Consider the following 12,729-nt stretch of genomic DNA (forward strand, 5'->3'; position numbering starts at 1 on the left):
CCTGCCGCTCTCAGTGCTGAGCCCCGGGCGGGGCCAGCGAGCCGCCGTGCAGCACCAGCAGGGCGACGGCGGTCACGGCCATGGCCAGTGTCGCCAGGAACGGCAGCCGGCTGCCCGGCCTGGCGCCCTGCGACGTCGCGGCGGTGGTCGCTGCCGCCAGCGCCGCGGTCACCACGAGCGCCGCCCAGCCGGCCCGCCCGGCCGGCCCCGGCGGGCCGACCACCAGCACTGCGGACGCGGCGAGCAGCGGCAGCGGGGCCAGTACGCGGGTACGCCGCCGGCCCAGCCGCTGCGGCAGGCCGCGCACACCCGCGGCCAGATCCGCGTCGATGTCCGGCAGCACGTTGGTGAAGTGGGCGCCCACGCCGAGCAGTGCGCCCGCGGCCATCGCCCAGGCGGGCGGCCACGGCTGCCCCGGCAGTCCCAGCGTGACGAACGCGGGCAGCAGCCCGAACGCCAGCGCGTACGGCACCCAGGAGGCGGCCGTGCGCTTCACCCCGAGGTTGTACGCCCAGGCTGCCGCCACGCCCGTCAGATGCGCCGCCCCGGCCAGGCGGCCCGCGGCCAGCGAGAGGACGACGCACGCGGCCAGCGCGGTGGCCGCGGCGGCGGCCACCGTCTGCGGGGTCACCGTTCCTGCGGCGAGCGGCTTGTCCGTGCGGCCCGCCGCGGTGTCGCGGGCGGCGTCCACGAGGTCGTTGCTCCAGCCGATCGACAGCTGCCCGCACAGGACGGCTGCGCCGAGCAGGGCGCAGGCGGTCGGGGTGCGGCCCGACGCCGCCGCCAGCGCGGTCACCAGCACGGTGACCGCGACGGTCGGCTCCGGATGACACGCCCTCACGACCACCACGCCGCCACGCTAGGCGGTGCCATCCCCCCGGCCACCCCGCCATGCCCGCGCTTCCCCTGTCCGGGTGACCTTCGCTGCGGCCTGGTGGCGGGCAGGCCGCGCCCTGCCGGGTTGGGGGCCGGCGGCGGTGCGATGACCGTGCGGTGCCCGCAGCGATCGTCTTCGCTGCCAGATCGGTACACCGTCTGCCAGAACGCATCGAAGACCGGCGGCAACTGCCGCCAGGTGCAGCCCGAGGCAGCGTCATCAAGGACGCCCGGAGCGCGGTGCCGGACCTCATCGACTGAGACGACCTCCCAGCCGGGGTTTCAACGAGCGGGCCCGGTTTCCACGGGGCGGGACCCGTCACGGCTGTAGGCGGACCACCCCCCGACGAAGAGTCGGCCAGAACGCAGACCTGCGTATTCAAGGGCCAGGAGGTTGTGACAGGCCGTCACTCCCGAGCCGCAGTACGACACGACCTTCGGCGAGGAGTCCTGGTCCACTCCCGCGGCCGCGAAGTTGTCCCGGATCTGCTGCACGGGCAGAAGGCGGCCCCGGTCGTCCAGGTTCTCCCGGCACGGGACGTTCACCGCACCCGGGACGTGGCCCGGGCGCGGGTCGACCGGGTCCTGCGCGCCTGCGAATCGGTCACGATTGCGGGCATCGACCGCCAAGTCGTCCGGTCCCGCCGCCTCGTCGGCGGCCGCCAGGGCTTCCGCCGGCCAGGGGCGCACGGAGAAGTCGGCGTCGGCGGGCGCCGGTTCCACCACTGTCAGGGAGCCGGGGTGGGCCTCGACGTAGGCGGCGAGTCCGCCGTCGAGGATCGCTGCGCGGCGGCCCGTGCTCCGCAGCATCCACACCAGCCTGGCGGCGATGACTCCGCCTTGATCGTCGTAAGCCACGACGATGTCGGTGTCGTTGATCCCCAGCGCCCGCATGCCCTCGGTGAACACCTCCGGCGATGGGAAGGGATTCCGTCCGCCCTCCGGCGTTGCGCGCCCCGACAGCCAGCGGTCGAGGTCCACGAACACCGCGCCCGGCAGATGTCCCCCTTCGTACGCTGCTCGCCCGGAACGACCATCCAGATACCACCGCACGTCCGCCAAAACCACGTGCCCTGGCAGGTCTTTCAGCTCTTCAACCTGCGCGAACGGCGAGACATCCACAAGTTCACTCATGCGGCGAACGTAACCATCGTCCAGTATATGAGCAATAATGTTTCATATAATGAGAAGCCTGTGCCTGGTCGGCGGCCTGGGCGCTGGCGCTCAGTGACGACTTGGAGGAGGGGCTGCGCGGCCTGAGGCGAACACCCCGGCTGTGGACGTGCGCGTCTGTGGCTTCCGCATGACGTGGCAGCGCGTACCTGTCCGCCTTGTGGCGTTCCCGGCGACTGGTGCGGCTCCGACCTGACGGCGTGGTGGTCGACGAGGTGAGAGTCGCTCGCGCCGTGAGTGAGGCTCTGATCGGGCGGCTTGTGCCGGCAAGTCGTCCTCACGGCAGGCCATGCACCGCACTGGGCGGTCGCCCAGGGGCGCCCCAGTCGTCGGGGACGACACGCCGAGGGAACCCGGAGGGAATGGCACGGGTCGTACGTAAAGTGGGTGAATGACGCGAATCGGCGCCGTGCATGCGGTGCTTCCGCCGCATCAGTACGAGCAGTACGAGATCACGGAAGCACTCGCGGGGCTGTCCGCGGCCCCTTCGGCGGCGCGCGGGGTGCTGGAGCGGGTGCACGCCGCATCCGCCGTGCGAACGCGCCGGCTCGCGCTGCCCCTGGAGCGCTACGCGACCCTGCGCGGATTCGGCGAAGCCAACGACTGCTTCATCGAGGCCGCCCAGGAACTGGGCGAAGAGGCCGTCACGGGTGCCCTGCAAGCCGCCGGCATCCGGCCCGACGAGGTGGACCTCGTCATCTCCACCTCCGTCACGGGCATCGCCGCCCCCTCCATCGAAGCCAGGATCGCCGGCCGGATCGGGCTGCGGCCCGACGTGAAGCGGGTACCGGTGTTCGGCCTGGGATGCGTGGGCGGGGCCGCCGGCCTGGCGCGGCTGCACGACTACCTGGAGGCCCGCCCGCAGGGCGTCGCCGTCCTGCTCTCGGTCGAGCTGTGCTCGCTGACGCTGCAGCGCGACGACACCTCGACGGCCAACGTCGTCGCCGGCTCGCTGTTCGGCGACGGCGCCGCGGCCGTCGTTGCGGTCGGCCGGGACCGGGCCGCCACGGGGCCCGAGGTGGTGGCGACCCGCAGCCGGCTCTACCCGGACACCGAGCACCTGCTCGGCTGGGACATCGGCGACGGCGGCTTCCGGATCGTGCTGGGCAGCGACCTGCCCGACCTGGTCAGGCGCCATCTCGGCCCCGAGGTGAGGGACTTCCTCGCCGACCACGACCTCAAGCCGCACGACGTGACCGGCTGGGTGTGCCACCCGGGCGGCCCGAAGGTGCTCGAAGCGGTCAGGGAGACGCTGGCCCTGCCGGCCAGGGCGTTGGAGCCGACCTGGCGTTCGCTCGCCGAGGTCGGCAACCTCTCGTCCGCCTCGGTGCTGCACATCCTGCGCGACGTCCTGGCCGGCGACCGGCCGCTGCCGGGCAGCCCCGGGCTGCTGATGGCGATGGGCCCCGGCTTCTGCTCAGAACTCGTCCTCCTGCGCTGGTAGGTAACGCCTTGATGCCTCCTTACACCCTGCTCGTCCTGCTGGTCGCCTTCGAGCGGATCATCGAGCTGAACACCGCCCGCCGCAACGCCGCGTGGAGCTTCGAGCGCGGCGGCACCGAGCACGGCGGCGGCCACTACCCGGTGATGGTGCTGCTGCACACCGGGCTGCTGGCCGGCTGCCTGGCCGAAGTGCACTTCGGCGGGCGGCCGTTCACCGCGGCACTGGCCTGGCCGATGCTCGTACTCGTGGTGGCCGCGCAGGCGTTGCGCTGGTGGTGCATCGCCGTGCTCGGGCCGCGCTGGAACACCCGGGTGATCGTCGTGCCCGGGATGCCGCTGGTCGACCGCGGGCCGTACCGGCTGATGCGGCACCCCAACTACCTTGCGGTGGTGGTCGAGGGCGCCGCGCTCCCGCTGGTGCACGGGGCGTGGATCACCGCGCTGTGCTTCACGCTGGCCAACGCGCCGCTGCTGGCGGTCCGGCTGCGCTGCGAGAACGCCGCGCTCGGCCTGGCCCCGGCGTGATCGACCTGCTGGTCGCGGGCGGCGGCCCCGCCGGGCTGGCCACCGCGATCCACGCTGCCAGGGCGGGACTTGACGTGGTGGTCGCGGAGCCGCGCCGCGCTCCGGTCGACAAGGCGTGCGGCGAGGGCCTGATGCCCTCGGCGCTACGGTCGCTGGCCGCGCTCGGCGTCACCGTCGCCGGCCGGCCGCTGCACGGCATCGCCTACGTCGACGAGCGGCACCGGGCCGAGGCCCGCTTCCGCGCCGGCCCCGGGCGGGGCGTGCGGCGGACGGAACTGCAGGCGGCGCTGGCCGCCACCGCGGCGGAACTGGGCGTGCCCGTCCTGCCGTTGCGAGTCGACGGGGTGCGGCAGGACGCCGACGGCGTGACCGCCGCCGGGATCACCGCCCGCTACCTGGCCGCGGCCGACGGCCTGCACTCGCCGATCAGGCGCGGCCTGCAGCTCGGTGCGGGTCCCGACCCGCGCCCCGCCCGCTACGGGCTGCGCCGGCACTTCGCCGTCCGCCCCTGGTCGGACTGCGTCGAGGTGCACTGGTCGGCGCGCGCCGAGGCGTACGTCACCCCGCTCGGTCCCGAGCTGGTCGGCGTCGCGGTGCTGACCTGCGACCGCGCGCCCTTCGCCGGCCAGCTGGCCGCCTTCCCCCGGCTGCTGGAGCGGCTGCCGGCCGACGCGGTGACGCCCGCCCGGGGCGCGGGTCCGCTGCGGCAGCGGGTCCGCGCCCGGGTGGCGGGCCGGGTGCTGCTGGTCGGCGACGCGGCGGGCTACGTCGACGCGCTGACCGGCGAGGGCATCGCGGTCGCGCTGGCCTCGGCCCGGCAGCTGGTGGACTGCGTGCTGGCCGACCGGCCGCAGGACTACGACCGGGCGTGGCGGCGGGCCTCGCGAGACTACCGGCTGCTCACCACCTCGCTGCTGTGGCTGCGCGGCCGTGCCTGGTCCGCCCGCCGCATCGTCCCGGTTGCGGCTCGCTGCCCCGGGCTCTTCGCGGCCGCGGTCAACCGGCTGTCCTGACCGGAGGCCGGGTCAGGCGGGGCCGTAGCGGAACCAGTCGTAGTCGGCGTGACCGGTGCCGCCCGCGGGGCCGGTGGCGTACGGGCCGAGGTAGACGCCGGTGAAGCCGCCGGCGACCTGGCTGCTGAGGAAGCGGCCGTCGACGGTGCCGACGTCGCGCGAGCCCTCGGGGGACTGGCTGCAGGAGAAGGTGTAGTCCTGCCCGTCGGTCCGCACGGCGAGCCGCAACGGCCCAGGACCGAGCGGGAGTTCGCCGCGTACGGTGTCGGTGCCCGCATTGCGCTCGGTCAGCCGGACGACGGTGCCGCCGTCCGCGGCCGCCGTCACCAGCAGCGTGATGTGGTAGCCGGGGGCCTGCAGCACCGCGAGCCCCGCGGCCTCGCCCGGGGCGCCCGGCGTGAAGTCCAGCGCGGTCTCCGCGGCGAAGTCGATGTGCTGCTGGCGGCGCCCGACGAAGGCCGGGGTGCTCTGCTCGGCCAGGGTCTGCGGCAGCAGCCGCAGCCGCAGGTGGCCGGGCCGCTCGGTCAGGCTGTACGCGTCGGCCGCGGCACCCCGCAGCAGGTTCCAGCCGGTGTCCAGCGCCTCGGTGTCGAAGTGGTCCACCGGGTCCGCCGCCGGCCACGGGTGCGCGGGCAGGGCGACCTCCGTCTGCTCGGTGAGCAGGCCCACGCCCGGGTTGAACACCGGCCAGCCCTGCTCCCACTCGACCCGGGCCAGATGCGTCTCGCGCCCCAGGTTGGCGTAGCGGCCGCCGTACATCCGGGAGGCCAGCAGCAGCGCGTACCAGTCGCCGCCGGGCGTCTGCACCAGGTCGGCGTGGCCGACGCCGGACAGCGGGTAGCCGAGGCCGAGGTGGCGGTGGGTGAGCACCGGGTTGCCCGGGTGGTTCTCGTACGGCCCCTCGACCTGCCGGCTGCGGGCCACGGTGACCGCGTGCTCGTACTCGGTGCCGCCCTCGGCGAGCAGCAGCACGTACCAGCCGTCGTGCCGGTAGAGGTGCGGTCCCTCGGCCCAGCGGGCGTCGACCAGCGCGCCGCGGAAGAGCACCCGGTCGGGGCCGGTCAGCTTGCCGGTCGCGACGTCGAAGCCGCGCATCCAGACCTCGGTGCGGCCGCCGGTGCCGGGCAGTTCGCGGGTGCCGAGCAGATACGCCGAGCCGTCGTCGTCGAAGAAAAGCGACGGGTCGAAGCCGGGGGCCTCCGGCAGCCACACCGGGTCCGACCAGTCGCCGGCCGGATCGTCCGCGGAGACCAGGAAGTTGCCCGAGGTGCCGAGCCCGCCGACCAGGGTGCACACCAGGTGGAAGCGGCCCGCGGCGTGGCGCAGCGTCGGCGCGTACAGCCCGCCGCTCGCGCGGACCCCGCCGAGGTCCAACTGGTCCGCCCGGTCGACGGCGTGGCCGATCGGCCGCCAGTTGACCAGGTCCCTGCTGTGGTGCAGCGGGACCCCGGGGAAGTAGGCGAAGGAGGAGCAGGCGAGGTAGTAGTCCTGCCCCACCCGGATCACCGAGGGGTCGGGGAAGCAGCCGGGCAGGACGGGGTTGGTGGCGGTGACGGTCATCAGCGGTGCGTGTCCTTGCGTGGGTTGACGCGGTGGCTCTCCGGTGGACTTCCGTGCGCGCCGGCCGGATCTTCGAAAGTTGCGTAATCCCTCCGGAAGTTTCGAGTGACGTTAGAAGCGCCGGCGGACCGCGTCAACCCTCGGGGCGCGAAGCGGGCGTACGCGTGCCGGAATGGTGTGCCCCTTCTCCGCGGGACGGGGGCGCTGCCTATGCTGAAACCCCACTGCGACAGGAGGCACCGGTGGCGTCAGACAGCGCGGGCCGGGTCACGATCGCCGACATCGCCCGCGAGGCGGGGGTGTCGCTGCCCACGGTCTCCCGCGTGCTCAACGGGCGCAGCGACGTCGCGGCGGCGACCCGCCGCCGGGTCGAGGACCTGCTGGCCGAGCACGGCTACCGGCGCCGCGCGGCCGGCACCGCGAGCCGGGCCAACCTCATCGACCTGGTGTTCAACGACCTCGACAGCCCCTGGGCGGTGGAGATCCTGCGCGGCGTGGAGAAGGTCGCCCACGCCGCCGGGGTCGGCGCGGTGGTCTCCGCGGTGCACCACCAGGCGGCGTCCGCGCAGCAGTGGCTGGTCGGGGTGCGCTCGCGCAACTCCGACGGCGCGATCCTGGTCACCTCGGAGCCGGCCCCGCAGCTCAACGCGGAGCTGCGCCGGCTGGGCATGCCGCTGGTGGTCATCGACCCCGCGGGGGTGCCCACCTTCGACATCCCGACCATCGGCGCGACCAACTGGGCCGGCGGCCGCAGCGCGGTGCTGCACCTGCTCTCGCTCGGGCACCGCAGGATCGGCATGATCGCCGGGCCGCCCGCGCTGCTGTGCAGCCGGGCCAGGCTGGACGGCTACCGCTCGGCCCTGGAGTCGGCCGGCGTCGAGGTGGAGGACGGCCTGGTGCGGGTGGGCGACTTCTCGCACGAGTCCGGCTTCGCCCAGGGCTCCGCGCTGCTCGGCGGCCCCCGGCCGCCCACCGCGGTCTTCGCCTCCAGCGACCAGATGGCGCTGGGCGTCTAGGAGGCCGCCAGGCAGTCCGGCCTGCGGGTGCCCGACGACCTGAGCGTCGTCGGCTTCGACGACCTGCCGCAGGCCCGCTGGTCACCGCCGCCGCTCACGACGGTGCGGCAGCCGCTGGCCGAGATGGGCGCCGCGGCTGCCGACATGCTGCTCCAGCTCGTCCAGGGCCAGACCCCCGACGTGCTGCGGGTGGAGCTGTCCACCCGCCTGGTGGTCCGGGACAGCTCCGCCGCGCCGCCTCTGGCCCCCGCGGCTGCCAGGTAACGCCTCGCGGGCGGTTTTCCACCGACCGGACGACAGGACCACCCCGATGGATCTCCTCCTGCCGACATATCCACAGAAGAGCGATATTCCTGTGCTATGCCGACAAAGGAGAGATCCGATGGCTGAACGCACCGCGGTACGACGCGGTTATCGAGAAGGAATCGGCGGCGAGATGCTGGCCGAGTTCCTCGGAACATTCGTGCTGATCCTGCTGGGCGTGGGCTCGGTGGCCGTCGCGGTCGTCGGCCTGCCCGGATCAGGACGACAAACCGTGCCCTTCGGCGCCGCGAACTGGCTCATCATCTCGTGGGGCTGGGGACTCGCTGTGGTCTTCGGCGTGTACGTGGCCGGCGGCATCAGCGGTGCCCACCTCAACCCCGCGGTGACTCTCGGCTTCGCCGTCCGGAAGGACTTCCCCTGGCGGAAGGTCCTGCCCTACTGGCTCGCCCAGGTCGTGGGCGCCTTCGTCGCCGCCGCTCTCGTCTACGCCACCTACCGGTGGGCGATCGAGGCGGCCGACGGGAAGGCAGGACTTCCCCGGGACAAGTCGCTTTCGACGTACTCGATCTTCGCCACGTTCCCCGCCGAGTACTTCGGTGACTCGTGGTGGGGGCCGCTGCTCGACCAGATCGTGGGGACCGGGATCCTGCTGCTGCTGATCTGCGCGCTCATCGACCTGCGCAACACGGCACCGATGGCGAACCTCCACCCGTTCATCATCGGTCTGGTGGTCGTCGCGATCGGCCTGACGTACGGCACCAACGCCGGCTACGCGATCAACCCGGCGCGCGACTTCGGCCCCCGGTTGTTCACCTTCTTCGAAGGCTGGGGTTCCATCGCCTTGCCGGGGTCGTTCCAGTGGTTCGACCACTACTGGTGGATCCCCATCGTCGGCCCGCTCATCGGCGGAGTCGCCGGCGTGCTCGTCTACGACCTGATCATCAAGCCGGTGATCAGGGCCAGGAAGGGCGAGGCCGCCGAGGAGGGTCCTGCTGTCGAGGAGTTCTAGCCGCGGTCACTGCGGCACCCCCGGCGTACGACCGCGCCGGGGGTGCCTCCATGGGCGGCGCCGGTGTGCCGGGGCGTCACGCGGGCGGCGCCGGGCCGGGACGTCACGCGGGTGGCAGCGGGCCGGGCCGCCACCGGGCACGGGCACGTGCGAACCCCCTCGTCGAGGTCCCGACGAGGACGGGATATCTTGATATCAAGCAATGTTTGTCATGGTGGAATCTGGAGCGGAGTAACCGGTGGCTGACTCGACCATCATCTATACGCACACCGACGAGGCGCCGGCCCTGGCGACGTATTCGTTCCTGCCGGTGATCGAGGCCTACGCCTCGACGGCCGGCGTCGCGGTGGAGAGCCGTGACATCTCGCTGGCGGGCCGGATCATCGCCGCGTTCCCTGAGTTCCTTCAGGAGGCGCAGCGGATCGACGACGCCCTGGCGGAGCTGGGCCGGCTGGCCGGCACGCCGGAGGCGAACATCATCAAGCTGCCGAACGTCTCGGCGTCGATCCCGCAGCTCAAGGCCGCCGTCGCCGAGCTGCAGGAGCAGGGCTACGCGCTGCCGGACTACCCGGACGACCCGAAGAGCGACCAGGAGCGCGACGTCCGCGCCCGCTACGACCGGATCAAGGGCAGCGCCGTCAACCCGGTGCTCCGCGAGGGCAACTCCGACCGCCGCGCCCCCGCCTCGGTGAAGAACTACGCCAAGGCCCACCCGCACCGGATGGGCGCCTGGAGTCCCGAGTCGAAGACCAACGTGGCGACCATGGGCGCCGACGACTTCAGGAGCACCGAGAAGTCCGCGGTCATCGCCGCGGACGGCGCCCTGCGTATCGAGCTGGCCGGCGACGACGGCAGCACCACCGTGCTGCGCGAGTCGGTGCCGGTGCTGGCCGGCGAGGTCGTCGACGCCTCGGTCATGCGGGTCGCCGCGCTGCGCGAGTTCCTCACCGCCCAGGTCGCCAGGGCCAAGGCCGAGGGCGTGCTGTTCTCCGTACACCTGAAGGCCACCATGATGAAGGTCTCCGACCCGATCATCTTCGGCCACGTCGTCCGCGCCTTCTTCCCCGAGACCTTCGCCGCGCACGGCGCCGCCCTCGCCGCGGCCGGCCTGACCCCGAACGACGGCCTCGGCGGCATCCTCAAGGGCCTGGAGTCGCTGCCCGACGGCGCCGCGATCAAGGCGTCCTTCGAGGCGGAGCTGGCCGCAGGGCCGCCGCTCGCGATGGTCGACTCCGACCGCGGCATCACCAACCTGCACGTGCCGAGCGACGTGATCGTGGACGCCTCGATGCCGGCCATGATCCGCACCTCCGGACACATGTGGGGACCCGACGGCCAGGAGGCCGACACCCTCGCGGTGATCCCGGACAGCAGCTACTCCGGCGTCTACCAGGTCGTCATCGACGACTGCCGCGCGCACGGCGCCTTCGACCCGGCCACCATGGGCTCGGTGCCCAACGTCGGCCTGATGGCGCAGGCGGCCGAGGAGTACGGCAGCCACGACAAGACCTTCGAGATCCCGGTCACCGGCACCGTCCGGGTGGTCGACGGCAACGGCGACGCGGTCATCGAGCAGGTCGTCAGCGCCGGCGACGTCTTCCGGATGTGCCAGACCAAGGACGTCCCGATCCGCGACTGGGTCAAGCTCGCCGTCACCCGCGCCCGCGCCACCGGCAGCCCCGCGGTCTTCTGGCTGGACGAGAGCCGCGCGCACGACGCCAACCTGATCGCCAAGGTCGCGCAGTACCTGCCCGAGCACGACACGGACGGGCTGCAGATCGAGATCATGACGCCGCAGGCCGCGACGGCCTTCTCACTGGAGCGCATCCGCCGCGGCGAGGACACCATCTCGGTCACCGGCAACGTGCTGCGCGACTACCTGACCGACCTCTTCCCGATCCTGGAGCTGGGCACCAGCGCCAAGATGCTCTCGGTGGTCCCGCTGATCAACGGCGGCGGCCTGTTCGAGACCGGCGCGGGCGGCTCGGCGCCCAAGCACGTGCAGCAGCTGGTCAAGGAGAACTACCTGCGCTGGGACAGCCTCGGCGAGTTCTTCGCGCTGGCCGCCAGCTTCGAGCACCTGGCCACCTCGACGGGCAACGCGCGGGCGCAGATCCTCGCCGACACCCTGGACCGCGCCACCGGCACGTTCCTCAACGAGGACCGCTCGCCCAGCCGTCGCCTCGGCGGCATCGACAACCGCGGCAGCCACTTCTACCTCGCGCTGTACTGGGCGCAGGAGCTGGCCGCGCAGACCGGGGACGCGGCGCTCGCGGCTGCGTTCGAGGGGCTCGCGAAGACCCTCGCCGAGCAGCAGGACGCCATCGTTACCGAATTGATCGCTGTCCAGGGATCGCCGGTCGACATCGGCGGCTACTACCAGCCCGACCCCGCCAAGGCGGCCGCGGTGATGCGCCCGTCGGCGACGTTCAACCAGGCCATCGCCTCGCTCGCCTGATCGAACGCACGCGGCGAAACCGCCGCAACACCCCCGTCACCCCGGCCGGATCGTCACCGAGCCGGGGTGACGGCGTCTCGGTCCGTGATCATTTTTGCGGTCTACTTCTTGACGCGCAGGCCGGGGCACGGGTTGACTGCCCCGCACTTGGGCCGCGTCGTGGCGGCCCTCTCAGGGGAGGCACCGCCGCAATGAACGCGATAGCGCGCCGTCTCGTCGTGGGAAGCGCAGTGATCACTCTTGCGCTCACCATGGCTGCATGTGGCAAGGCGGGCGACGACAAGTCGTCTTCGGACAGCACGGACAAGACCATCGGTCTCCTGCTGCCCGACACCGTGACGGCACGGTACGAGAAGTTCGACAGGCCCCTGATCACGAACAAGATCAAGGAGCTGTGCTCCGACTGCACCGTCGACTACGACAACGCCGCCGGTGACGCCGCCAAGCAGGCCCAGCAGGTCAGCAGCATGATCGCCAAGGGCGTCAAGGTGCTGATCCTGGACGCGCAGGACGCGGTGGGCATCAAGTCCTCCGTCCAGGCCGCCGTGGACAAGGGCATCAAGGTCGTCGCCTACGACCGGCTGGCCCAGGGACCGGTCTCGGCGTACGTCAGCTACGACAACGAGAAGGTCGGCGAGCTGCAGGGCCAGGCCCTGCTCGACGCGATGGGCGCCAGCGCCACCCCGCAGAGCAAGATCGTGATGATCAACGGCGACGACGCCGACCCCAACGCGGCCGAGTTCAAGGCGGGCGCGCACAAGATCCTCGACGGCAAGGTCACCGTCGCCTACGAGCAGTCCGGCCTGTGGAAGGACACCGTCGCCAACCAGAAGGTGCAGGCGGCGATCACCTCGGTCGGCAAGGCCAACATCAAGGGCGTCTACTCGGCCAACGACACGATGGCCGGCGGTATCGCGACCGCCCTCAAGGCGAACAGCATGAGCGTCCCGCTGACCGGGCAGGACGCCGACCTCACCGCGATCCAGCGGATCCTGCTCGGCACCCAGAGCTCCACCGTCTACAAGGCGGCCAAGCCCGAGGCCGAGAACACCGCGCAGATCGCGGTGGACCTGCTGCAGGGCAAGGACTTCAAGTCCCTCGCCGACACCACCAAGAAGAGCGGCTCCGGCAACGACGTGCCGTCCAAGCTGCTCGAAGCGGTCTCGGTGACCAAGGCCAACATCAAGGACACCGTGGTGGCCGACGGTACGTACACCGCGGGCCAGATCTGCACCTCGGACTTCGCCGCGGCCTGCACGGAGGCCGGCATCAAGTAGGGGCGGGCGTCACGCAGCCAGGGACCGGGTCGGCCGCCGAGCGGCCGGCCCGGTCCGCTGTGCGCCGGGGGAGCGGAGCGGGCCGGGCGCGTTCAGCGCGTGAATCCCGTTCATC

The 12,729-nt window shown here is 72.4% G+C and carries 9 protein-coding genes and 1 pseudogene; 7 read left to right on the forward strand and 3 right to left on the reverse strand.

The features are described from left to right. Window positions 1-10: 10 nt before the first annotated feature. Both NFU81_RS17415 and NFU81_RS40840 read right to left on the reverse strand, forming a co-directional pair. Window positions 11-850, reverse strand: a complete 840-nt coding sequence (locus tag NFU81_RS17415; RefSeq protein ID WP_251490760.1) for a UbiA family prenyltransferase — start codon at window positions 848-850, stop codon at window positions 11-13. Window positions 851-1,158: 308 nt separating this feature from the next. Beyond that, window positions 1,159-2,010 carry a sulfurtransferase gene (locus NFU81_RS40840; protein WP_274037590.1) on the reverse strand — a complete coding sequence of 284 codons (852 nt, stop codon included), beginning with the start codon at window positions 2,008-2,010 and terminating at the stop codon, window positions 1,159-1,161. A gap of 430 nt (window positions 2,011-2,440) precedes the next feature. On the opposite strand from NFU81_RS40840, the gene NFU81_RS17430 reads away from it, so the two are divergent. The 3 genes from NFU81_RS17430 to NFU81_RS17440 are packed head-to-tail and all read left to right on the forward strand — an operon-like array spanning window position 2,441 to window position 5,030. Then, a complete protein-coding gene (locus NFU81_RS17430) occupies window positions 2,441-3,493 on the forward strand; it encodes a type III polyketide synthase (RefSeq protein ID WP_251490763.1) in 1,053 nt (350 codons plus the stop codon). 11 nt (window positions 3,494-3,504) lie between these two features. After that, window positions 3,505-4,017: an isoprenylcysteine carboxyl methyltransferase family protein gene (locus tag NFU81_RS17435; protein ID WP_251490766.1), complete on the forward strand. Its 513-nt coding sequence runs from the start codon at window positions 3,505-3,507 to the stop codon at window positions 4,015-4,017. Further along, window positions 4,014-5,030, forward strand: coding sequence for an NAD(P)/FAD-dependent oxidoreductase (locus NFU81_RS17440; protein ID WP_251490768.1), 1,017 nt, complete (start codon window positions 4,014-4,016; stop codon window positions 5,028-5,030). Before NFU81_RS17435 ends, NFU81_RS17440 begins: the two co-directional genes overlap by 4 nt. A 12-nt stretch (window positions 5,031-5,042) precedes the next feature. Here the strand turns inward: NFU81_RS17440 and NFU81_RS17445 are convergent, their stop codons facing one another. Further along, window positions 5,043-6,590 carry a glycoside hydrolase family 43 protein gene (locus NFU81_RS17445; protein WP_251490771.1) on the reverse strand — a complete coding sequence of 516 codons (1,548 nt, stop codon included), beginning with the start codon at window positions 6,588-6,590 and terminating at the stop codon, window positions 5,043-5,045. Between the two features lie 242 nt (window positions 6,591-6,832). On the opposite strand from NFU81_RS17445, the pseudogene NFU81_RS17450 reads away from it, so the two are divergent. The 4 genes and pseudogenes from NFU81_RS17450 to NFU81_RS17465 all read left to right on the forward strand — a co-directional run bounded on the left by NFU81_RS17450 (window position 6,833) and on the right by NFU81_RS17465 (window position 12,614). Continuing rightward, window positions 6,833-7,870 (forward strand): annotated as a pseudogene (locus NFU81_RS17450) (LacI family DNA-binding transcriptional regulator). A 118-nt stretch (window positions 7,871-7,988) separates the two neighbouring features. Further along, entirely contained in the window at window positions 7,989-8,879 is an 891-nt protein-coding gene (locus NFU81_RS17455) for an MIP/aquaporin family protein (RefSeq protein ID WP_251490774.1), read from the forward strand. Window positions 8,880-9,117: 238 nt separating this feature from the next. Next, the gene (locus tag NFU81_RS17460) at window positions 9,118-11,337 is read left to right on the forward strand and encodes an NADP-dependent isocitrate dehydrogenase (protein ID WP_251490777.1); all 2,220 of its coding nucleotides are present in this window, start codon (window positions 9,118-9,120) and stop codon (window positions 11,335-11,337) included. 191 nt (window positions 11,338-11,528) lie between these two features. After that, entirely contained in the window at window positions 11,529-12,614 is a 1,086-nt protein-coding gene (locus NFU81_RS17465) for a sugar ABC transporter substrate-binding protein (RefSeq protein ID WP_251490780.1), read from the forward strand. Window positions 12,615-12,729: the final 115 nt, after the last annotated feature.

The sequence above is a fragment of the Actinacidiphila cocklensis genome (assembly GCF_907177275.1).
In the GTDB taxonomy this organism is placed as follows: Bacteria; Actinomycetota; Actinomycetes; order Streptomycetales; family Streptomycetaceae; genus Actinacidiphila; species Actinacidiphila cocklensis.